The organism is Halarcobacter sp. (assembly GCF_963675975.1).
Classification (GTDB): domain Bacteria; phylum Campylobacterota; class Campylobacteria; order Campylobacterales; family Arcobacteraceae; genus Halarcobacter.
Map to the genome: position 1 here is coordinate 969,671 of NZ_OY780939.1, position 21,077 is coordinate 990,747.

19 protein-coding genes are annotated in these 21,077 nt (G+C 29.5%); 3 read left to right on the forward strand and 16 right to left on the reverse strand.

Going from position 1 to position 21,077, the window contains the following annotated elements; translation table 11 throughout:
- Nucleotides 1-310: 310 nt before the first annotated feature.
- The 16 genes from nifJ to rpsT all read right to left on the reverse strand — a co-directional run bounded on the left by nifJ (nucleotide 311) and on the right by rpsT (nucleotide 17,824).
- Nucleotides 311-3,883 carry a pyruvate:ferredoxin (flavodoxin) oxidoreductase gene (nifJ, locus tag ACKU3H_RS04840; protein ID WP_320035851.1) on the reverse strand — a complete coding sequence of 1,191 codons (3,573 nt, stop codon included), beginning with the start codon at nucleotides 3,881-3,883 and terminating at the stop codon, nucleotides 311-313.
- 206 nt (nucleotides 3,884-4,089) lie between these two features.
- A complete protein-coding gene (locus ACKU3H_RS04845; RefSeq protein WP_320035852.1) occupies nucleotides 4,090-4,743 on the reverse strand; it encodes an HAD family hydrolase in 654 nt (217 codons plus the stop codon).
- A gap of 80 nt (nucleotides 4,744-4,823) precedes the next feature.
- Nucleotides 4,824-6,335 (reverse strand): peptide-binding protein, encoded by a 1,512-nt coding sequence (locus tag ACKU3H_RS04850; protein WP_320035853.1) that lies wholly within the window; start codon nucleotides 6,333-6,335, stop codon nucleotides 4,824-4,826.
- A 133-nt stretch (nucleotides 6,336-6,468) separates the two neighbouring features.
- Nucleotides 6,469-6,858, reverse strand: a complete 390-nt coding sequence (gene rpsI / locus ACKU3H_RS04855) for a 30S ribosomal protein S9 (protein WP_320035854.1) — start codon at nucleotides 6,856-6,858, stop codon at nucleotides 6,469-6,471.
- Nucleotides 6,859-6,863: 5 nt separating this feature from the next.
- Nucleotides 6,864-7,283 carry a 50S ribosomal protein L13 gene (gene rplM / locus ACKU3H_RS04860; protein ID WP_320035855.1) on the reverse strand — a complete coding sequence of 140 codons (420 nt, stop codon included), beginning with the start codon at nucleotides 7,281-7,283 and terminating at the stop codon, nucleotides 6,864-6,866.
- A 76-nt stretch (nucleotides 7,284-7,359) separates the two neighbouring features.
- Nucleotides 7,360-8,736 (reverse strand): ATP-binding protein, encoded by a 1,377-nt coding sequence (locus tag ACKU3H_RS04865; RefSeq protein WP_320035856.1) that lies wholly within the window; start codon nucleotides 8,734-8,736, stop codon nucleotides 7,360-7,362.
- Nucleotides 8,730-9,404, reverse strand: coding sequence for a response regulator transcription factor (locus ACKU3H_RS04870; RefSeq protein WP_320035857.1), 675 nt, complete (start codon nucleotides 9,402-9,404; stop codon nucleotides 8,730-8,732). Before ACKU3H_RS04870 ends, ACKU3H_RS04865 begins: the two co-directional genes overlap by 7 nt.
- Nucleotides 9,397-9,804: a phosphate-starvation-inducible PsiE family protein gene (locus tag ACKU3H_RS04875; RefSeq protein WP_320035858.1), complete on the reverse strand. Its 408-nt coding sequence runs from the start codon at nucleotides 9,802-9,804 to the stop codon at nucleotides 9,397-9,399. The genes ACKU3H_RS04870 and ACKU3H_RS04875 overlap by 8 nt, the downstream gene beginning before the upstream one ends.
- A gap of 5 nt (nucleotides 9,805-9,809) precedes the next feature.
- Nucleotides 9,810-10,481 (reverse strand): PhoU domain-containing protein, encoded by a 672-nt coding sequence (locus ACKU3H_RS04880; protein ID WP_320035859.1) that lies wholly within the window; start codon nucleotides 10,479-10,481, stop codon nucleotides 9,810-9,812.
- The gene (gene pstB, locus ACKU3H_RS04885) at nucleotides 10,481-11,248 is read right to left on the reverse strand and encodes a phosphate ABC transporter ATP-binding protein PstB (protein WP_320035860.1); all 768 of its coding nucleotides are present in this window, start codon (nucleotides 11,246-11,248) and stop codon (nucleotides 10,481-10,483) included. Before pstB ends, ACKU3H_RS04880 begins: the two co-directional genes overlap by 1 nt.
- Before the next feature lie 13 nt (nucleotides 11,249-11,261).
- Nucleotides 11,262-12,446 carry a phosphate ABC transporter permease PstA gene (pstA, locus tag ACKU3H_RS04890; protein ID WP_320035861.1) on the reverse strand — a complete coding sequence of 395 codons (1,185 nt, stop codon included), beginning with the start codon at nucleotides 12,444-12,446 and terminating at the stop codon, nucleotides 11,262-11,264.
- On the reverse strand, nucleotides 12,443-13,336 hold the full coding sequence (gene pstC / locus ACKU3H_RS04895) for a phosphate ABC transporter permease subunit PstC (RefSeq protein WP_320036462.1): 894 nt from the start codon (nucleotides 13,334-13,336) through the stop codon (nucleotides 12,443-12,445). Before pstC ends, pstA begins: the two co-directional genes overlap by 4 nt.
- 91 nt (nucleotides 13,337-13,427) lie before the next feature.
- A complete protein-coding gene (locus ACKU3H_RS04900) occupies nucleotides 13,428-15,143 on the reverse strand; it encodes a GGDEF domain-containing protein (protein ID WP_320036463.1) in 1,716 nt (571 codons plus the stop codon).
- 111 nt (nucleotides 15,144-15,254) lie between these two features.
- Nucleotides 15,255-16,304 (reverse strand): substrate-binding domain-containing protein, encoded by a 1,050-nt coding sequence (locus ACKU3H_RS04905; RefSeq protein WP_407933687.1) that lies wholly within the window; start codon nucleotides 16,302-16,304, stop codon nucleotides 15,255-15,257.
- 138 nt (nucleotides 16,305-16,442) lie between these two features.
- A complete protein-coding gene (prfA, locus tag ACKU3H_RS04910; RefSeq protein WP_320035863.1) occupies nucleotides 16,443-17,510 on the reverse strand; it encodes a peptide chain release factor 1 in 1,068 nt (355 codons plus the stop codon).
- A 53-nt stretch (nucleotides 17,511-17,563) separates the two neighbouring features.
- Nucleotides 17,564-17,824, reverse strand: a complete 261-nt coding sequence (rpsT, locus tag ACKU3H_RS04915; RefSeq protein WP_320035864.1) for a 30S ribosomal protein S20 — start codon at nucleotides 17,822-17,824, stop codon at nucleotides 17,564-17,566.
- 104 nt (nucleotides 17,825-17,928) lie between these two features.
- Between rpsT and glmM the strand changes: the two genes are divergently transcribed.
- Genes glmM through ACKU3H_RS04930 form a run of 3 tightly spaced genes read left to right on the forward strand, consistent with a single transcriptional unit; the run spans nucleotide 17,929 to nucleotide 21,077 of the window.
- Nucleotides 17,929-19,263: a phosphoglucosamine mutase gene (glmM, locus tag ACKU3H_RS04920; RefSeq protein WP_320035865.1), complete on the forward strand. Its 1,335-nt coding sequence runs from the start codon at nucleotides 17,929-17,931 to the stop codon at nucleotides 19,261-19,263.
- Complete coding sequence (gene lspA / locus ACKU3H_RS04925) at nucleotides 19,260-19,742, forward strand: signal peptidase II (protein WP_320035866.1); 483 nt, start codon at nucleotides 19,260-19,262, stop codon at nucleotides 19,740-19,742. The genes glmM and lspA overlap by 4 nt, the downstream gene beginning before the upstream one ends.
- A gap of 54 nt (nucleotides 19,743-19,796) precedes the next feature.
- Entirely contained in the window at nucleotides 19,797-21,077 is a 1,281-nt protein-coding gene (locus tag ACKU3H_RS04930) for a 3-isopropylmalate dehydratase large subunit (protein WP_320035867.1), read from the forward strand.

Here is a 21,077-nt window from a genome sequence, read left to right on the forward strand (position 1 = left end):
AACTTAGCTTAATATTAAAATATGTAATAATTATGTATAAATATTTAAAAAAGCCATAATATAGTAAACCTATGAACATATGTCCATTTTATGGTATCTCTGTTATGAACATATGTTCATTTTTATACCTATTTTAATAAGTTTTTCTTATGTATTTAAAATTATAAAATGATAATTAATATTGATAATATTATTAAAGAGATTTAAAAATTGTATTTTTATAGTAAGGTTGTTTAGTTTTGATTATATAAAAGAAAAGGGAGTTTGGAATAAAAAAATAGATAGTAAGGTATAAATACCTTACTATCTTTTATGCATCTTCTAATTCGTCAGAATAATCAGCTGCTGCCATTCTAGATAATTGTCTATATCTATATTGTGCATCTTTTTTATTTTGTGCTAATAAGAAATCTGCTTGTTCTGGATTAAGTTTTTTAAGAGATCTATATCTGTTCTCTTTCATTAGGAATTCATCATAAACATCCCAATTTGGTTTTTTACCAGAAATTTTAATTGGATTTTTACCCTCTTCAATTTTTCTTGGATCGAAAGTATAAATTGGCCAATAACCACAATCTGTAGCTAATTGTCCATGTTCAACTGATTTCATTAAACCACCTTGGATACCATGGGCAATACAAGGAGAGTAAGCAATAATTAATGATGGTCCATCATACTCTTCTGCTTCTTTCATAGCTTGAACGGCATGTTTTTGATTTGCTCTTGAGTTGATTTGTGCTACAAAGATGTTTCCATAAGTCATAGAGATATAACCTAAATCTTTTTTAGCATTTGGTTTACCATCATTTGTAAAGTCTGCAATCGAACCTGTTCTTGCTGCTTTTGAAGATTGACCACCAGTATTAGAATAAACTTCTGTATCAACAACTAACATATTTACATTTTCACCAGTTGAAAGTACGTGATCTAGTCCACCATAACCAATATCATAGGCCCAACCATCTCCACCAATCATCCATTGAGATTTTCTTACTATGTATTTTTTAAGAGATAATAGAACTTTTACACCTGGTAAATCTTGATTTTGTTCTAGTTGAGGAACAAGTTTATCTCTGATTTCTTGAGTTTTAGCTCCATTACTTCTATTTTCTAACCATTCTTTATAAAGACCTTTTAGAGGATTAGTTACCTCTTCCATTGTCTCTTTCATAATTGTACCAATTCTATTTCTAATAGTTTCATTTGCTGCGTGCATACCATAACCAAACTCTGCTGCATCTTCAAATAATGAGTTAGCCCATGCTGGACCTTCCCCTTTTGCATTTTTAGTAAATGGTGTAGATGGTGCTGATGCTGAATAAATAGATGAGCATCCAGTTGCATTAGAAACCATCATTCTATCTCCAAATAGTTGAGTAGCTAAGGTGATATATGGAGTTTCACCACAACCTGGACATGCCGAGTGGAACTCAAATAATGGTTGAGCAAATTGAGAACCTTGAACTGTGTCTGCTTTAACTAAATGTTCTTTATAAGATACATCATTAAATAAGTAGTCTGCATTTTCTTGTTCATTGTTTTCATCCTCAACTTCATATGGAACCATTTTAAGAGATTTTTCTTTTGTAGGACAAATGTCAACACAAACATTACATCCAGTACAGTCCATAATTGATACTTGAATTTTGTATTTAAGTCCTTGGTCTTTTGTTCCTTTTGCTTTTGAATCAAGAGAGTGAGTTTTTACTCCATCTGGTGCTTTTTCAAACTCTTCTTCATCCATTAAAAATGGTCTAATAACTGCATGTGGGCACTCAAATGCACATTGGTTACATTGGATACATGTATCTTCATTCCATTGAGGTACCATTGTAGCAATAGATCTTTTTTCGTATTTAGTAGAACCATTCTCAAATGTTCCACCTTCCATACCAAGGTTAACTACAGAAGATACAGGAATCTCGTCCCCTTTTGCTGCATTTACAACTTTAGCAAAGTTTTCAACATATTCACTACCTTTGTACTTAGATTGTACAACTAGTTTTCCACCCTCTAAGTTTGACCATGCTTCATCAACTGGAACTTGAACTAATCCCTCTTCACCTGAATCAATAGCTAAATAGTTCATTCTAACTATCTCTTCACCTTTATTTCCATAAGCTTTTTCTGCATACTCTTTCATGTATGTTTTTGCTTCTTCATAAGGGATAATATCTGCAAGTTTAAAGAAAGCAGCCTGCATAATAGTATTTGTTCTATTACCAAGTCCAATATCTCTTGCTAGTTTAGTAGCATTGATGATATAAAAATTAACTTTTTTATCTGCAAGTATTTTCTTAACTCTGTCAGGGATTCTTTGAACTATCTCTTCAGCTGAATATATTGAGTTAAGTAAGAAAGTTCCACCATCTTTGATTTTATCTATAACTTCATATTGTTCTAAATAAACCTCTTTTGAACAGGCAACAAATCCTGGATTTGATACAAGATACGTTGATCTAATTGGATTTTTACTAAATCTTAAGTGTGATCTTGTGTATCCACCAGATTTTTTTGAATCATATGCAAAGTATGCTTGAGCATAAAGATCTGTTTTATCCCCAATAATTTTAACTGAATTTTTATTAGCTCCAACAGTACCATCTGCACCTAATCCATAGAATAGACACTCGTTTACATCTTCAACAACAGATACATTTTCTCCTACATCAATAGAAGTAAATGTAACATCATCATTTATACCAACAGTAAAGTGGTTTTTAGAGTTATCTGCTGCTAAATTATCATATAGAGCTATAATTTGATTTGGTGGAACATCTTTTGAAGATAACCCGTATCTACCACCAATAATTTTTGGTTTCTTTTCTTCATCATAGAATACAGCTTTTACATCAAGATATAATGGTTCACCTAAACTTCCTGGCTCTTTTGTTCTATCTATAACACAGATGTTTTCAACACTGTCAGGTAAAGCATCTAAAAAGTATTTTGTACTAAATGGTCTATATAAATGAACAGTTAGAAGTCCTACTTTTCTTCCTTGTGTTTCTCTTAAAAAGTCAACAGTTTCTCTAATAGTTTCATTTACAGAACCCATAGCAACAATAACATCTGTAGCTTCAGGGTCACCATAATATGTAAATGGAGCATAATTTCTACCAGTTACTTTTGAAATCTCTTGCATATATTCATTTACAATATCAGGAACTGCATCATAAAATTTATTTGATGCTTCTCTTCCTTGGAAATAAATATCATCATTTTGTGCTGTACCTCTTGTGATAGGTGATTCTGGATTTAAAGATGTGTCTCTAAACTTTTGAACAGCATCATAATCTATAAGTCTGTCAAAAACATCATAATCCATAACTTCAACTTTGTTTATTTCATGTGAAGTTCTAAATCCATCAAAGAAATGTAAGAAAGGAACTCTTCCTTTGATTGCTGCAAGGTGTGCAACACCACCAATATCCATAACTTCTTGCACAGAACCAGTTGCAAGCATAGCAAAACCAGTTGCTCTTGCACTCATAACATCTTGATGGTCACCAAAGATTGAAAGTGCATGTGCTGCTAAAGCTCTAGCTGATACATGGATAACCCCAGGTAATAATTGTCCAGCAACTTTATACATATTAGGAATTTTAAGAAGTAAACCTTGTGATGCTGTATAAGTTGTTGTTAAAGCACCAGCTTGCAGTGAACCGTGGAATGTTCCAGCTGCACCAGCTTCACTTTGCATCTCAATAACTTTTACAGTTGAACCAAATAAATTCTTTTTGCCTTGAGTTGCCCATTTTTCAGTATTATCACCCATTTGTGACGATGGAGTAATAGGATAAACACCAGCAACTTCTGTAAATGCATAAGATACATATGAAGCAGCTTCATTCCCATCCATAGTAGCAAATTTTTTTGTCATAATTTTCCCTTTAATTATATTTCATTCTTATAATTCCATAATAATTAAAGTAAACTTATATAATCTTGAATGTAAACATAAATAAGTTGATATTAATTAAGATAATTAATTATATACACAAATTATGTATAATTTAAGAATATAAAAAATATAAATTCTAATTAAAAATAAAAAAATATTTAATTAGAATATTTTATATTTTTTAATTAAATTTGTGAAAGATTTTTTATAATTTTTACAGCTTCTAAAGGGTTAGGTGCAATATAAGAAGTATATTCTTTTAATGTGTTTTCTTTCCCATATCCGCAAAGTACTCCAACTGAATTAACTCCGGCACTATTTGCAGCTATTAAATCAAGTTCTGTATCTCCAACCATCCAAATATCACAAGTTCCTTCTATTTTCATTAGATCTAAAGTTTTATGGATTGGTTCTGGATGAGGTTTTGGATTTTCTACATGCTCTCTACCTGTAACAAATTCAAAATATTCCATAAGTTTTAAATGCTCTAGTAATTCAATACTATAAAGTCCTGTTTTTGTTGTAACTACAGATAGCCTTGCAAAAGTGTTTGCTAACTCTATTGCTTCTTTTGCAAATTTTAATAGCTCTGTTTGTTGTTTTGATATCTCTCTGTATCTTTTTTTATAAGTATCCACATAATCCCAAACTATATCTTGAGGTACACCTAAGTCTTGGAACATAATATCTAAAGGGTGACCAATTAAAGATTTTATATCTTCATCTTCACCTTTAAAATCATATTTCATCTCTTTAAATGTATGATGAAAAGTTGAAAGTATTGCATCTGTTGAGTCGATTAGTGTCCCATCTAAGTCAAAAAGTATAATTTTTTCCAAATAATTGCCTTTGTATATATATAAATGTAGTTTAGTAGAAAATAAATTATAAATGAATATAATTTAAATATTAATATTTATTAGGGTTTTATCCAATCTTTTTGATTATGCAGAATACCAATAAATGCAGGTTCTACATTTTTGATTTTATTATTTACAACACTTATAGAGTTCGGAATATATAAAAACAGATAAGGGTTATCATTAGCAATGATAGTAAATAGTTTTTTATATATTTTTGCCAATTCATTCATATCAATTGTAGTAGAGCCCTTTTCAATAAGTTCATCAACCTCTTTATTATGATATCCAACAAGATTAAATCCACCTAATACATCAGCTTTACTATGCCATAAAGGGTAAGCATCAGGCATAAGAGCTAAACTCCATCCTAAAAGAACTGTTTCAAAATTTCTAGGGTGCACTATAGTATTTAAAAAAGCTTGCCACTCCATAACTTTGATTGTAACATTTACCCCAATTTTTGATAATTGATACTGGATAATTTGAGCTGCATTAATTCTTATATCATTTCCCGTATTTGTAGTTATTTCAAAAGAGAAAGGATGATTGTCATCATATCCAGCTTCTTTTAAAAGCTCTTTTGCTTTTTGTAAATTTTGTTTAACAGGTTTAATTTTTTCATTAAAGGCAAAACTACCTGGCAAAAAAGGTCCTGTACAAACTTTTCCATGACCAAAAAATAAAATATCAACCATCTCTTTTCTATTTATTGCCAGAGATAAAGCTTCTCTAATTTTTGGATTTTTAAACTTCTCATTTTTTAGGTTAAATCCCAAATAGTCATATGCAAAACTTGGTTTTTCAATAATTTTATAATCATTTTTAAAACTTGTATCGATTTGTCTATCTATTTGTAAAGGAGTTAATCCTCCAAGATCAAGTTGATTTTGTTTTAACATCAAAAATGAGGTGTTTGGATCAGGTATAAATTTATAGTGGATTTTTTCTATTTTGGGTTTTCCTTCAAAATAGTCTTCATTTGCAAAAAGATTTATATCTGAACCAGTTTTTAATTCCTTTATTTTATAAGGACCTGTTCCAATTGGTTTTCTATCAAAAAAAGAGCTCATAAGATTTTCCTCTTTTTTTAGCAAATGTTTAGGAATAATCTCCATCATCCATACTATTAAAGCTTTAAAATAAGGTCTTTTATAAATTACTTCAATAGTATATTTATCAAGTTTTTTTACTGATTCAACCTCTTTGAAATTTGATTTTCTTGGGGTATAGATGTTTTTATCCATAATTTTTTCATAAGTAAAAACTACATCATCAGCTGTAAACTCAACTCCATCATGCCATTTTATACCCTTTTTTAGTTTGAAAATAAGTTTCGTATTTGTTTTAAATTCATATGATTTTGCTAAGTCTGTAACTATATTTCCGTCTTTATCATATTTTACAAGCCCATTAAAAAGCCATTGTGTAATCTCTGAACTTGCTGTATCTGATGCTATTATGGGATTAAGTCTGCTTGGACTTGATGAGAGTGATAGGTTTAATGTACTTGAATAAAGATTTAGTATTAAAAATATATTGATTGAGATAATTATAATAAACTTTTTCATATTTGGATTATATCCTATTAATACTTTTTATGAAACTAAATAATTGTTTTGATTTGAATAAAAAAAGGGAAAAGACCTGAAGTCTTTCCCTTTTGAAGAAATAAAGTTTGTAATCTTTGATAAGATAAAAAGATTATCTTTTTGAGAACTGAGTTGACTTTCTCGCTTTTTTCTTTCCGTATTTTTTTCTCTCAACAGATCTTGCATCTCTTGTTAATAATCCATAAGGTTTTAAGATTGCTCTGAATTGCTCATCATAAGCAACTAAAGCTCTTGAAATACCATGTTTAACTGCATCTGCTTGAGCTGAGTAACCACCACCAAGTGTTTTTACTACTACGTTTACAGAAGTTTCTTGTTTAGCTACTTCTAATGGTTGCATAACTCTTTTTTTAATAGCTTCGTGTCCACCTAACCATGCATCTAAAGTTTGACCGTTGATTGTAAGTTGACCGTTTCCATTTTCTAACCATACTTTAGCGATAGCAGATTTTCTTCTTCCAGTTGCGTATACTTTTGCCATTAGTCTTATCCTTTAATTTGCGCAGTGTGTGGGTGTTCGCTTCCTGCGTATACTTTTAATTTTTTTAACATTTCTTTACCAAGTTTTGTTTTTGGTAACATCCCTCTAGTAGCTAGTTTGAATAATTTTTCTGGGTTATTTTCTAGCATATCAGACATTTTGTGTGTTTTAGTACTTCCAAAATATCCTGAGTGAGTATAATAGTTTTTATCTTCTAATTTTGCTCCAGTAAATTTTGCTTTAGAAGCATTAATAATAATAACATTGTCTCCACAGTCTACATGAGGAGTATATGAAGGCTTGTGTTTACCTCTTAATAGTGTTGCAACTTCAGTAATAATTCTACCGAATATTTTGTCTGTTGCATCAACTACTATCCAATCTCTTTCGATTTCGTTAGCTTTTGCCATTTGAGTAAATTTCATTTATTTTCTCCGATTTTGTTAATGAGGTGGAATATTAGTCTAAGTATGCTTAAATATTACTTAAATTAAGTAATATTTAATATTTTATTTGAAATTCTGAACCTTCATGTATTTTACTATGAATAATAAGTTCAAAATTGTGCAGTTTTAAAATAGAATGAACAATAAAAAGTCCCAATCCTAAAGAGTTATTCCAGCCATTTTGTGAGACCCTGTAAAATTTTTGATTGATTTTTCTTATTTCGTCTTCATCTATTCCAATCCCTTTATCAATTACGCAGATTGAATCTTGTTCAATTTTTATTGTAACTTCATCTTCTGAATATTTTAAGGCATTTTCAATTAAATTAGTTAAAACCATAGAAAAAAGAGTTTCATCTATTTTTATTTTTACGTCTTCCCCTAAAATATGAATCTCTCTTTGTGTATATTTGTCTTGTAAATCAGAAACAATTTCATCAAGTAATTTACGTAAAGAGCACTCGGTAGTCATTATATTTTGTTTACCCTCTTCAAGTTTTAAAGTAAGCCTTAATTTATCAATAATATGAGACATTTTATTCCCATTACTATAAATCTTATTTAAGAAATTAGTTTGCATCTTATCAGGTAGCTCTTTATCATTTAAAATAGTTTCTGCATAACCTGTAATAATTGCAATTGGATTTTTAAACTCATGGGAAATTGCTGAGATTATCTCATCTTTTTGTCTATTAGCAACTTTCAATTTTGCTGTTTGTTTAGCTTTTTGTTTCTCTCTTTTTGACAACTTACTTGCAACTTTATTTAAAAGTCTTGTTATTTTGTTAAACTCTTCACAAAAATCTGAATATATCTCTTGTCGGGGTTTTTTATTACTCATTTGAATTAGATATTCAAGTATAGAGTTTGTTTCATCTTTTATTTTTAAACTAAGATAATATGTTACAAAAAAGAATCCCACTAAAAATAGTGTTAAAAATGCTATAAGCTGATATACCAATTCTGTAAAGTTATCTTGGATTTTATAAGTATAATCCGCTAATCTAATATAATAGATTTTATCATCAACAACAATTTTTTTTGCCACATAAAGTAGTTCTTGATTTAAAGTGTGGGAAAATCTAATTTTTTTACCATAACCATTATATTTAGCATGAATGATTTCATATCTATTAGAATGGTTTTCCATTCGTTTAATATTTTTATCACTGTCGGCTATTACAGTACCTTTTTCATCAATAATAGTTATTCTATTTCCAGTTTTTGCTTTAAAGGTTTTTACAATATATTTTACATTGTCCAAACTTGTAAAAGAAAAAGAGAGTGAATCAATATTTTGTGATAAGTTTTTTTCTATTTGATCCAAATAGATATGTTTTGACCATAAATATATCGTAACACTTAATACAAGTAACATAAGTAAAAATATAAGTGAAAAGGTACGTAAAAACAGCTGGTGAAGTTTTAGCAAAACAGGTAACCTTCCCCTCTAACTGATTTTATATATTCTTTTTTATTATTTGGGTCTATTTTCGCTTTTAATCTTTTTATTGCAACATTTACAGTTTTAAGTTTTTTATCATAAGAGTCTTCCCAAACTGCTTCAAGTAGATGCTCTCTTGTCATTAAAATATCTTTATTCTTTATAAATTCTAATAATAAGTCGTGTTCAAGGTGTGTTAATTCAACCTCTTCACCTTCAATATAGAATTTTTTATTTGTAGCTTTATATATAATATCTCTTACTCTTAATACATCAACATCATTATTTGATCTTCTAATTATAGCTTTTATTCTAGCAAGAGTCTCTTTTATATTAAAAGGTTTAGTAATATAATCATCAGCATGGGCATCAAAACCTTCAAGAATATCTTCATCTCTATCTTTTGCTGTAAGATAAACAACTGGTGCATTGTAACCTTTTTTCTTTATACTTGATATAAATTCTGTTCCATCAATACCTGGTAAATTTCTATCCATAATAATCAAATCTATAGGTTCTTCTTCTAAAACTTTTTCAAGATTTTCATTTACATTTAAAAATCCAATAGTTTCATATCCCTCTTTTTGAAGTGAGTATTCAAGAAGTTCTAAAATATCCTCTTCATCTTCAACGATTAATATTAGTTTTTCATTCATTAGTTATTTCTTTTTTAGTATTTAGTTTTTCAGAGATGTTTATAACTCCTGGGGAATATTTTATTGCTAAAATCCTGAAAATAAAGAATATAAAAATCACAAAAAGAAGAAAAAGTATAGTAAAATAGTCTTTATTTGGAAGGGAAGCATTAATAATTACATCTCTTATTAGGAATATAATAAATATGTCTATCACAAATCTAAGTCTTAATTTCTCTTTTTTTATAAAATCAGAAATCATCTTTACAACTTCCATAACAACTATGAATTCCAGCATAAGAACAATCGCTTTATAAAACTCTTGCTTAGTTCCTACAACTATTAGAAATATAATAGTTGCAGCTAGAACTTCATAGTTGTTGCTAAAGTATGTTTGTATATTTGTAAATAGCTTTTTCATTAAACCTATTTTGCTTGTTCTATTGAACCACCAATTTCAGCAAACAATAAAAGATTAGCTATAGATGCAGCTCTATCAGCTGTTTTTTCAAGTCTTCTTAAACTACTTAAAACATCAAAATAGTCTTTTGATAATTCAATATTTTTTGTGATAAGTTTTAAAGTATTTTTTTCAATGATTGCATATAAATCATCTGTTTTACTCTCTTCTACACATACTTTATTAAAACCAGACTCAATTGATAACTCTTTTGGGTCTTTTAGTAGGCTTACTGCTATTTCTAAAGCTAAATTTGAAGCTTTTAATAAAGGAATAGCATACTCTAATATTGTATGTTTATCTAAGTCTTCAGTAAAAGATTTTTTAAATGTCTTTACAAAAGATTTAGAGTTTGCACCAGCTCTTAATAGTTCATTAGTGATTTTAAGATAAGACACCATCTCTCTTAAATCTCTAGCCTCTGGTGAATATAAAGCTAATGTTTTAACTATTAAATTATCTATCTCATTAGATTTTACTGATAAAGTTCTAATTGATAGATTTACATCTTTTAACATAGTAAGATCATTCTCTTTTAATGCAGATAGTGATATCTTATTTGCATGAATCACTTCTTGACCTATACTATAAATCTCTTCTTTTATTTTTTGTACATTTTCTTCATATGGCTTTAACATTATCCGAACCTTCCTGTAATATAATCTTCAGTCTTTTTATTTGATGGATTAACAAATATTGTATCTGTTTCATCATACTCAATCAGTTTTCCTAAGTGGAAAAATGCTGTATAGTCTGCAACTCTTGCCGCTTGTTGCATATTATGGGTAACAGTGATAATTGTATATTTCTCTTTTAATTCAAGCATTAATGCTTCAATTTTTTCAGTTGAAATAGGGTCAAGTGCAGAAGTTGGTTCATCCATTAAAATTACTTCTGGTTTAACAGCAATTGTTCTTGCGATACATAATCTTTGTTGTTGACCACCTGAAAGTGATGTTCCTGGATCATTTAATTTATCTTTTACTTCTTCCCAAAGTCCAGCATCTCTTAATGATTTTTCCACAAGGTCATCACAATCTTTTCCTTTTTTTACAAGGCTATGTTTTAAAGGTGCATAGGCAACATTATCATAAATTGATTTTGGAAATGGATTTGGTTGTTGAAAAACCATACCAATTCTTTTTCTAACACTTACTTCATCTACATCTTTATCATAAATGTTTTTCTCATCAATTACAACAGAACCATCAATTTTTACTATTGAAATTAAATCATTCATTCTATTTAAACATCTAAGGAATGTTGATTTACCACAACCTGATGGTCCGATTAGTGCTGTAATTTTATTTTCATATAGTGGTACAGTAATATTATGAAGCGCATGATTCTCTCCGTACCAAAGGTTTAATTCTTTTACATCTACTTTAATTTTATTATCTGACATTTTTATTTTTCCTCTACCATTTTACTTCATATTTTTTTCTTAGATAAATTGCTAATGAATTTAAAGAAATTAGAATTGTTAATAACACCATAATTCCTGCTGCAGTTTTTTCTACATACATTCTTTCTGGCATACCTGCCCAAGTAAATAATTGTGCTGGCATAACAGTTGCAGCTTCAAAAATTGAACCTGGAGAATCTGGAATAAATGCAATCATACCAATAATAATAAGTGGTGCTGTTTCACCCATCGCTTGAGCTAAACCAATAATTGAACCAGTTAAAATACCAGGAAAAGCCAGTGGTAAAACATGGTCTCTTGTTACTTCAATTTTTGTTAAACCTAAACCATATCCAGCTTGTCTAATAGAATCAGGAACTGCTCTTAGTGCTGCTCTTGAACTTACAATAATGATTGGTAGAGTCATAAGTGCTAAAGTTAAACCACCAACTAAAGGTGAGGATCTAGGAAATCCAAATAGATTAATAAATATAGCTAAACCTAAAAGACCAAAAAGAATTGATGGAATAGCTGCTAGGTTATTAATATTTACTTCAATTGTTTGGGTGAATTTATTATCATCTGCAAACTCTTCAAGATAAATTGCTGTCATAACTCCAATAGGAAATGCAAAAAGCATTGTAATAATAAGAGTTAATACTGAACCAATAATTGCTGATTGTAAACCTGCATATTCAGGAGTTTTTGAATCCCCATTTTTAAAGAAGATTTCATTGAATTTAAGTTCAATATCTCCAAATGCTTTCATATCATCAACTAAAGCTCTATCTTTTCTTTTTAGTTTATAATAGTGCCCTTTTAAATATTGGTCTACTTGATCATCTGCTAAAACCCATGTTTTAATAGTTTTTCCCATTAGTTCTGGATTTTCTTCAATCATCTTTGGAACCATTCTTAACCATGCTCTTGATACTATTCTTGAATATTTTCTATCAATTGCTTTTCTATAACTCTTTTTTGATTCTTGTGAATAAGTCACATCTATATGTAAATAAGCTTGTTGGAAAGCAGGGCTTCCTTTAGATACCATATCATAAAGGAAAAATACAAGAAATGCTATTGAAAAAACTAAAGATGATACTGTAAAAGTTTTAAATCTTTTAGAACTTCTATGTCTTTTCGTCAATGATGGATCGTAAAAAGGGTTATCTATATTTTTATTTTTTCTTTTCATCATAATGTATTCACTTTATATTTTTCTTTAAATTTTCTAATCATTGTTAATGAGATAATATTCAAAATCAATGTTACAACAAATAATGCAAGACCTAATGCAAAAGCAGAAAGTGTTTCAGGAGAGTTAAACGCTTGATCCCCAACTAAAGCATCAACGATTCTAACTGTTACCGTTGTCATATCTTCTAATGGGTTGATTGATAAGTTTGGTCGTAAACCTGCTGCCATAACAACAATCATTGTTTCCCCAATTGCTTTTGAAAAACCAAGAAGTGTTGCAGATATAATACCTGGAAGAGCAGAAGGTAATACGATATTTTTAATAGTTTCACCTTGAGTCATACCCAGACCTAAAGAAGCTTTTCTTTGACTATCTGGAACTGCACGAATTACATCATCAGATAGTGATGATATTACAGGAATAATCATAATACCCATTACAATTCCAGAAGCTAATGCAGAATTAAATGTCGCTTCTAATCCAAAAAAATCAGCAGCTTTTACAACAAATGGAGCAACTGTAATTGCAGCAAAGAAACCATATACAACCGTTGGAATACCTGCAAGTATCTCTAATATAGGTTTTAAATAATCTCTTGTTTTTCCACTTGCATATTCACTCATATAAACTGCACTACCAAGACCTACTGGAATAGCTACTAACATTGCTATAAATGTAATCATTAATGTACCAGCAAAAATAGGAACTGCACCAAACTTACTTCCTACGATACCAGGAGACCATTCTAGACCTGTTAGGAAATACCAAAAGCTTCTCAATTGAAAAAATGAAATAGCTTCAAAAAGTATTGAAAAAAGAATACCAAACGTTGTAAGAATAGATATAGTAGAAGCTACAATCAATGCTGTTTTGATTATTCTTTCTTTCATTACTGTTGATCTGTTTTTAGACTCAAATGAATGCAATATTTACCTTTCAAATAAATTTTGAGAATTGTATTACAAAATGGTTACAGTAAAGTTACATATTTATGCAGATACCAAAAGGTTTATTAACAGCTTTTGATCTTTTTTTTATCTCCCCAAGTTTTGAGTTAAAGTTCTCAATACTACTATTTTCATTTACTTCAATAATTGATGCTGAGATACTTAACAGTTCAAACTCTCTTGTTGTGCCATATCTATCTTTTGCAGTGATATGACCTTTTTTTAAATCATTTTCATTGTAAAGACTTTGTACATTGTGCTCAAACTCTTTTTGTATATTAAAAATCATATTATAAACATTTTCATAACTCATATTTACAAAACCAACAAAGAAATCATCTCCACCTATATGAGCTATGAAGCTTTCCCTTGAAAGATATTTTTGAAGTATTTCTGAAAACATCAAAATTGCTCTATCTCCAAGTCTAAACCCATATGTGTCGTTAAAAGGTTTAAAATCATTAAAATCGAAATATATTATTTGTGCCTGCAATTTTTTATCAAATATATTATAAATAAAATCATCAATTTGATTGTTTCCTGGCAGTTTAGTAAGGGGGTTTTGGTTTTCTGCAATTTCTATATTTCTTTTATAGGATAAAAGAAGAAGATTGTTTAGACTGATAAATCCATAATATATTGAATCTTTACTAACAAAAATACCTTTAGCATCATTTCTCATATTAAAAATCTCTAAGGCTTTATCAATTCCCCAACTTATATCTATTTCAGGTACTGGTTGTAAGTAGTGTTTTAATTTTGCTTTAAATGATTGATTTTTTGCAAGAGATAAGCCATACTGAGAATAAGATATTTTTTTTATATCTACTTCATATATGGCTCCTAAAATCTTTTTTTCAGAGTTTACTACTGGTACAAAGGTATTTTTTGTATGTTCTTTAAAGTATATAAAAAGGTCATGTAAAGAAGAATCATCGGTTATAGCATCAACTTTTTCAATAAATGATTTATCAATATTGTTACTTAATAGTCTTCTATCTTTTTTTAAAAAACTTTTTCCTTTATAACTCTTTTTAATCTCTTCTATATCTGTTGTGGGTCTGCAAAAAAGGTAACCTTGTAGGTAATCAACTTTTATATCTTTGCAAGTTAGATACTCCTCGACTCTTTCAATACCTTCTGCAATTACTTGTATTCCCATAGTGTGTGCCATTTCAACTATTGAAGAACAAAAAAGTCTTTTTTTAGGATCTTTATCAATATGGGAAATAAAGAATTTATCTATTTTTACAAAATTTGTATCTGAAATATAAAGAAGGTGTAATCCTGAAACTCCTGTACCAAAATCATCAATTGCAGTTTTAATCTCATTATGATTATAGTTTTTAATTGCGTCTTGAAGGTTTTTTTCATCTTCAAAAAGATTATGCTCTGTTAACTCAAAACACAATCTATCGGGTTTTATATCTAATTCCTTTAATATTTCTAGTGTTTTACCAAGTTTTTTATTTGGCATATTAAAAACTCTATTATCAAGATTGTAAAAAAGCTTTATATTAGGAAGATCAATTTTCTTGAATTTTTTTAGAGCTTTTTTTCTTAATTTAATATCATAATCAAAAAGTATCTCCTCTTTGGCTAGATAATCAAAGAAGTTATTTATTGATTTGAAGTTAAGTTCTTGACAGTTTCTAAGTAATGCTTCTACAGCAAAAGTTTTACCTGAGTTAGTATTAATTATTGGTTGAAAGGCAAAATCTAGTTTACCTATATCAATTTTATTTTCTATTTTTTTGCCTTGAGATTAGACTTATAACTAAGTTTTATTTGGATAAATAGATAAAACCTAGTTATAAATTTAACAGTTAAAAGAGAAGCATTGCTTCTCTTTTAATTTAGATTAGTGTTTTAAAGCATCTAATGTAAGTTTTTTACCTTCTAAAACAGCTTTTCTAATAGCAGTTCTTTCAGATCCTGGTAAAGGAATAAGACCAATTTCAGTTAAAATACCATTGTTACCAATCATATTTTCAGACATAAACATCTCAATATATTTGTTCATTGCAGGAACATCTTTTTTGTGAGAGTTTTTAGTATAGAAGAATAATGATCTAGATACTGGGTATTTAGCAGAAGAGATGTTATCTGGAGTTGGAGCTATTCCATTGATTGTAGAACCAGATAGTTTATCTTCGTTTTCTTCTAAGAAAGAGAATCCAAAAATACCGAATGCTTCTTTATTTTTAGTTAATTTTTGAACAATAATATTGTCATTTTCACCAGATGGAACATAAACACCATCTGTTCTAATTACAGAGTATTTTTTATATTTTTTGTTTGCAGTTTTATCAGCTTTATAAAGGTCTGTATATACAGCCATTTTTTTGAATACATGTTGCATTACTAATTCTTCAAAGGCATCTCTTGTACCAGAAGATTTTGGTGGTCCATAAACAATAATTTCTCTATTTGGTAAAGAAGCATCAATATCTGACCATTTTTTATATGGGTTAGCAATTAATGATTTACCATCTTTTGATGGAACTTCAGCAGCAACAGCTAATGCTAATTGTTCTCTAGTTACGTTAAAAGCAGAGTTTGATTTATCTTGAGCAAATGCGATACCATCATATCCAATTACTGATTCAGTAATATCAGTTACACCATTTTTTTCACAAAGTGTAAACTCTTTAGTTTTCATTCTTCTTGATGCATTTGTAATATCTGGAGTATTTAAATCATTTCCAGCACAAAATAGTTTCATACCACCACCTGAACCAGTTGATTCAACTACTGGAGTTGGGTATTTAGTTGTTGCACCTAGTTCTTCAGCTACAGCAGAAGAGAATGGATAAACTGTAGATGAACCTACAATTTTAATTTGGTCTCTAGCACTTAAAGATACAGTAAGTGCAGCAGATGCTAATAAAGCAAGTGTTGTTTTTTTCATTGTCATTTTTGTCTCCGTAAAAAATTAAGATATGGAATTATATATGGAAACAATTACATTTTGGTTACTTTAACCTTTATGTATTATTAGGATAAAAAAGTGTTTTTTTGAATTTTTGTAAGGTATAGGTAATGGATTTTATAATCCATTAGCCTCTATTAGTCTTGCTTGATAGTCTGTTATCAGTGGGTCAATTATTTCATTAAATAGACCATCATTCATAATATAATCAAGTCTATACAAAGTTAAATTTATTCTATGGTCTGAAACTCTATTTTGTGGATAATTATATGTTCTAATTCTTCCACTTCTATCACCAGTTCCAACTTGTTCTTTTCTGTTAGCACCCTCTGCTTCCATTTTCTCTTGCATTTGTATATCATAAAGCCTAGCTTTTAACACTTTCATGGCTTTGTCTTTATTTTTATGCTGAGATTTTTGGTCTTGGTTTGTAACAACAATTCCTGTTGGAATATGTGTGATTCTTACTGCTGAATCTGTAGTATTTACTGATTGCCCACCATTACCACTTGCTCTCATCACATCAATTTTAAGATCATTTGGATTTATCTCAATCTCAACATCATCAACTTCAGGCATTACAGCAACTGTTATTGCTGAAGTATGAACTCTTCCTTGAGATTCTGTTGCAGGTACCCTTTGAACTCTATGAGTACCACCTTCAAACTTTAGTTTTGAGTAAACATGGTCACCTTTAAATAAGGCAACAATCTCTTTATAGCCACCAGCTTCACTCTCACTTTGGTTCATGATCTCTACTTTCCAACCATTATTTTCTGCATATCTTAAATAACCTCTAAAAAGGTCACCTACGAAAATTGCAGCTTCATCTCCACCAGTTCCTGCTCTAAGCTCTAAATATATATTTTTTTCATCATTAGGATCTTTTGGAATCATTAAGAATTTTATCTCTTCTTCCAATTGAGGTTTTAATGATTCTAAATCTTTTAATTCCTCTTTTGCTAATTCACCTAATTCATCATCGTCAAGCATTAGTTTATTATCTTCTATATCTTCTAATACTTTCTTATATTCTTTTGCTTTAGTAACAATTGGTTCAATACTTGATTGTTCTTTAGAAAGATCTGTCATCTTTTTTATATCAGATGTGATGTCAGGAGAGATTAATAAATTATTAATCTCTTCATATCTGTCTATAAAAGGCTGTAGTTTATCTTGTAGCATATATTTGTTTGTATTTATTAAATGTTATAGACTAAATATATAAAATATTAAAGTTATATAGCATTTACTTTAGTTTGTAATCTACTAACTTTTCTTGCTGCGTTACCTTTTTTAAGGATACCTTTTGAAACACAGTGGTGAATATATTTGTTAGCAGCTTTGATTGCTTCAGCAGCTTTTTCTTTATCAGCAGCTTCGATTGCAACTAATACATCTTTTGTTACGTTTTTAATTCTAGTTTTGTAAAATCTGTTTCTTTCAGTTTTTACCTTAGTTTGTCTTGCTCTTTTTTCAGCAGATTTATGATTTGCCATATTAATTTAACCTCTTTGTAAAATTTTTAAGGGTAGAATAATATCCAAATAACTTTAAAGTTAGTTTAAAATAAGGTAAGTTTAATAAAAAAGTAGGAAATTACATGAAACTATTTGGAACTGATGGGGTTCGTGGTAAAGCGGGCGAATTTTTAGATGCAATTACAGTATTAAAGTTAGCAAAAGCAGCTGGTATATATTTTAGAAAATTTTCAACAACAAATAAAATATTAGTAGGAAAAGATACAAGAAGAAGTGGTTATATGATTGAAAATGCACTTGTAAGTGGATTAACATCAGTTGGATATGACGTTATTCAAATTGGACCAATGCCAACACCAGCAATTGCATATTTAACTGAATCTATGAGATGTGATGGCGGTATTATGATATCTGCTTCTCATAATCCCTTTGAAGATAATGGAATTAAGTTTTTTGATAACCATGGAGACAAGTTAAGCAGCGATGGTGAATCAGAAATTGAAAAAATATTTCAAAATAGAGAATTATTACAAGAAGAAGAGATGACAGGAAGAGAGATTGGCTCTTCAAAAAGAATTGATGATGTAATAGGAAGATATATAGTATCTATTAAAAGTACTTTTCCACAAGATTTAACATTAAAAGGTATTAGAATTGTTCTTGACTGTGCAAATGGTGCAGCATATAAAGTAGCTCCAACAATATTAGATGAATTGGGTGCAGATGTTATAACAATCAATGATGAGCCAAATGGTTATAATATAAATGAAAGTTGTGGCGCACTACACCCTGAACAAGTTGGCAAATTAGTTAGAGAATATAGAGCTGATATTGGAATTGCACTTGATGGTGATGCAGATAGACTTGTAGTAGTTGATGAAAAAGGTAATGTAATCCATGGGGATAAACTTTTAGGAGCTCTTGCATTATTTTTAAAACAAGAAAATATTTTAAAAGGTGATGCTTGCGTTGCTACAGTGATGTCAAATAAAGCATTAGAAGATTTTTTAAACTCTTATGAGCTTAAGCTATTAAGATCTGATGTTGGTGATAAACACGTGTTAGAACAAATGAAGAAAAATGGTGTAAATTTTGGTGGAGAACAAAGTGGTCATATAATATTTTCAGATGTTGCAAAAACAGGTGATGGCTTAGCCTCAGCACTTCAAGTATTAGCTTTAATGTTAAGAAGTAAGAAAAAAGCAAGTGAAATATTAAACCCTTTTGATCTTTATCCCCAACTTTTAGTTAATGTAAAAGTCACAGAAAAAAAACCATTAGAGCAAGTTGAAGGTTTAGAAGAACTCTTAAATAGTATTAGACAAAAGGGTATTAGGGATTTAATAAGATATTCGGGGACAGAAAATAAAATAAGACTTCTTTTAGAAGGTAAAAATAAAAAAGATGTTGAAAAGTCTATGAACGAATTAGAAAAGTTTATTAAAAAGTCTTTATGAAAAATAGAATAAAAATTACATTTTTTATCTTTGCATCAATATTTATTATTGATCAGATAATTAAATATGGCTTTGCTAATTTTGATTGGGATGTAGAAGGTCCAATAATGTCATTACAATTGGCATATAATTATGGTGTGGCATTTTCTATGTTTTCATTTTTAGCTGAATATCTTAAGTTTATTCAATTAGCTTTAGTTTTAGCTGGAACAATATATTTGTATAAAAATAAAGATGTATTTTATGAATATTATATTCCAGTAGGCTTATTGTATGCTGGGGGCTTATCTAATATCTTAGATAGGTTTACTTATGGGGGAGTTGTTGATTATCTTTATTGGCATTACGGTTTTGAATTTGCAATATTTAACTTAGCAGATGTGATAATAGATTTAGCTGTTGTTATAATTATTTATAAACAAATTAAAGATTCAAAAAAAGTTAATCAAGAAAAAGAAGAAAATGGTAAGAATTTGTAGTTAAAAGAAATTTAGCTATAATCCATCAAAAATTAAAAATTAAGAGAGTAATTAATGGGTCAAACAATTACAGAAAAAATATTTAGTGAACACGTAGGAAGAGAAGTTTTTGCAGGTGAGATTGTAAGAAGTCCAATTGATATGGTTATTGGAAATGATATTACAACTCCTATTTCAATTAGAGCATTTGAAGAGGGTGGATTTGAAAAATTAGCTAATCCTGAAGGGTTTGCAATTGTATTAGATCACTTTATTCCAGCAAAAGATATTGCATCTGCTAATCAAGCAAAAATCTCAAGAGATTTTGCTATGAAGCATGATTTAAAATATTTCTTTGATGAAAAAGATATGGGAATTGAGCATGCTTTATTACCAGAAAAAGGTTTAGTATTACCAGGAGATGTTATTATTGGTGCAGATTCACATACATGTACACATGGTGGATTAGGTGCATTTTCTACTGGTATGGGATCTACAGATATCTCATTTGGTATGATTACTGGTGGTAACTGGTTTAAGGTTCCAGAATCAATTAAAGTTGTAATGACTGGTAAACCAAGTGAATATGTTTCAGGAAAAGATATTATTCTTGAGGTTATTAGACAATTAGGTGTTGATGGAGCTTTATATCAAGCTTTAGAATTTACTGGTGATACAGTTCAATATTTAACTATGGATGATAGATTCTCTATTTGTAATATGGCAATTGAAGCTGGTGCAAAAAATGGTATCTTCGCTTATGATGAAACTACTGAAGAGTTTTTAAAGAAAACTACTGAAGCAAATGGTGGATTAAGAGCAGAACCAAAAATTCACTATTCTGATGAAGATGCGAAATATACAAAAATCATTGAGATTGATGTTGCTAATTTAGAGCCAGTGATTGCTTATCCTTTCTTACCAGATAATGGACACTCAGTTTCTCAAGCAGTAGCAGATGAAATCAGAGTTGACCAAGTATTTATTGGATCATGTACAAATGGTAGATTATCTGACTTTAAAATCGCAGCAGAGATTTTAGAAGGTAAAAAAGTTGCAAGACATGTAAGAATGATCTTAACACCTGGAACTCAAAAAATCCTTAGAGAAGCTACAAAATTAGGATATATTGATACACTAGTTGATGCTGGTGCGGTTGTTTCAAATCCTACATGTGGAGCATGTTTAGGTGGATATATGGGAATCTTAGGAGATGAAGAGGTTTGTATCTCAACAACTAATAGAAACTTTGTAGGAAGAATGGGTTCTAGAAGCTCTAAAATCTACTTAGCTAATAGTGCAGTTGCAGCAGCAAGTGCAATCTCAGGATATATCACAGACCCTAAAAGTTTATAA

Coding starts and splice junctions, on each gene's coding strand:
- prfA (WP_320035863.1), bottom strand. CDS start 17,510: ATGCTACAAGATAAACTACAGCCTTTTATAGACAGATATGAAGAGATT.
- rpsT (WP_320035864.1), bottom strand. CDS start 17,824: ATGGCAAATCATAAATCTGCTGAAAAAAGAGCAAGACAAACTAAGGTA.
- rplM (WP_320035855.1), bottom strand. CDS start 7,283: ATGAAATTTACTCAAATGGCAAAAGCTAACGAAATCGAAAGAGATTGG.
- ACKU3H_RS04930 (WP_320035867.1), top strand. CDS start 19,797: ATGGGTCAAACAATTACAGAAAAAATATTTAGTGAACACGTAGGAAGA.
- lspA (WP_320035866.1), top strand. CDS start 19,260: ATGAAAAATAGAATAAAAATTACATTTTTTATCTTTGCATCAATATTT.
- pstA (WP_320035861.1), bottom strand. CDS start 12,446: ATGATGAAAAGAAAAAATAAAAATATAGATAACCCTTTTTACGATCCA.
- ACKU3H_RS04880 (WP_320035859.1), bottom strand. CDS start 10,481: ATGTTAAAGCCATATGAAGAAAATGTACAAAAAATAAAAGAAGAGATT.
- glmM (WP_320035865.1), top strand. CDS start 17,929: ATGAAACTATTTGGAACTGATGGGGTTCGTGGTAAAGCGGGCGAATTT.
- ACKU3H_RS04870 (WP_320035857.1), bottom strand. CDS start 9,404: ATGAATGAAAAACTAATATTAATCGTTGAAGATGAAGAGGATATTTTA.
- nifJ (WP_320035851.1), bottom strand. CDS start 3,883: ATGACAAAAAAATTTGCTACTATGGATGGGAATGAAGCTGCTTCATAT.
- ACKU3H_RS04905 (WP_407933687.1), bottom strand. CDS start 16,304: ATGAAAAAAACAACACTTGCTTTATTAGCATCTGCTGCACTTACTGTA.
- pstB (WP_320035860.1), bottom strand. CDS start 11,248: ATGTCAGATAATAAAATTAAAGTAGATGTAAAAGAATTAAACCTTTGG.
- ACKU3H_RS04850 (WP_320035853.1), bottom strand. CDS start 6,335: ATGAAAAAGTTTATTATAATTATCTCAATCAATATATTTTTAATACTA.
- pstC (WP_320036462.1), bottom strand. CDS start 13,336: ATGAAAGAAAGAATAATCAAAACAGCATTGATTGTAGCTTCTACTATA.
- ACKU3H_RS04875 (WP_320035858.1), bottom strand. CDS start 9,804: ATGAAAAAGCTATTTACAAATATACAAACATACTTTAGCAACAACTAT.
- rpsI (WP_320035854.1), bottom strand. CDS start 6,858: ATGGCAAAAGTATACGCAACTGGAAGAAGAAAATCTGCTATCGCTAAA.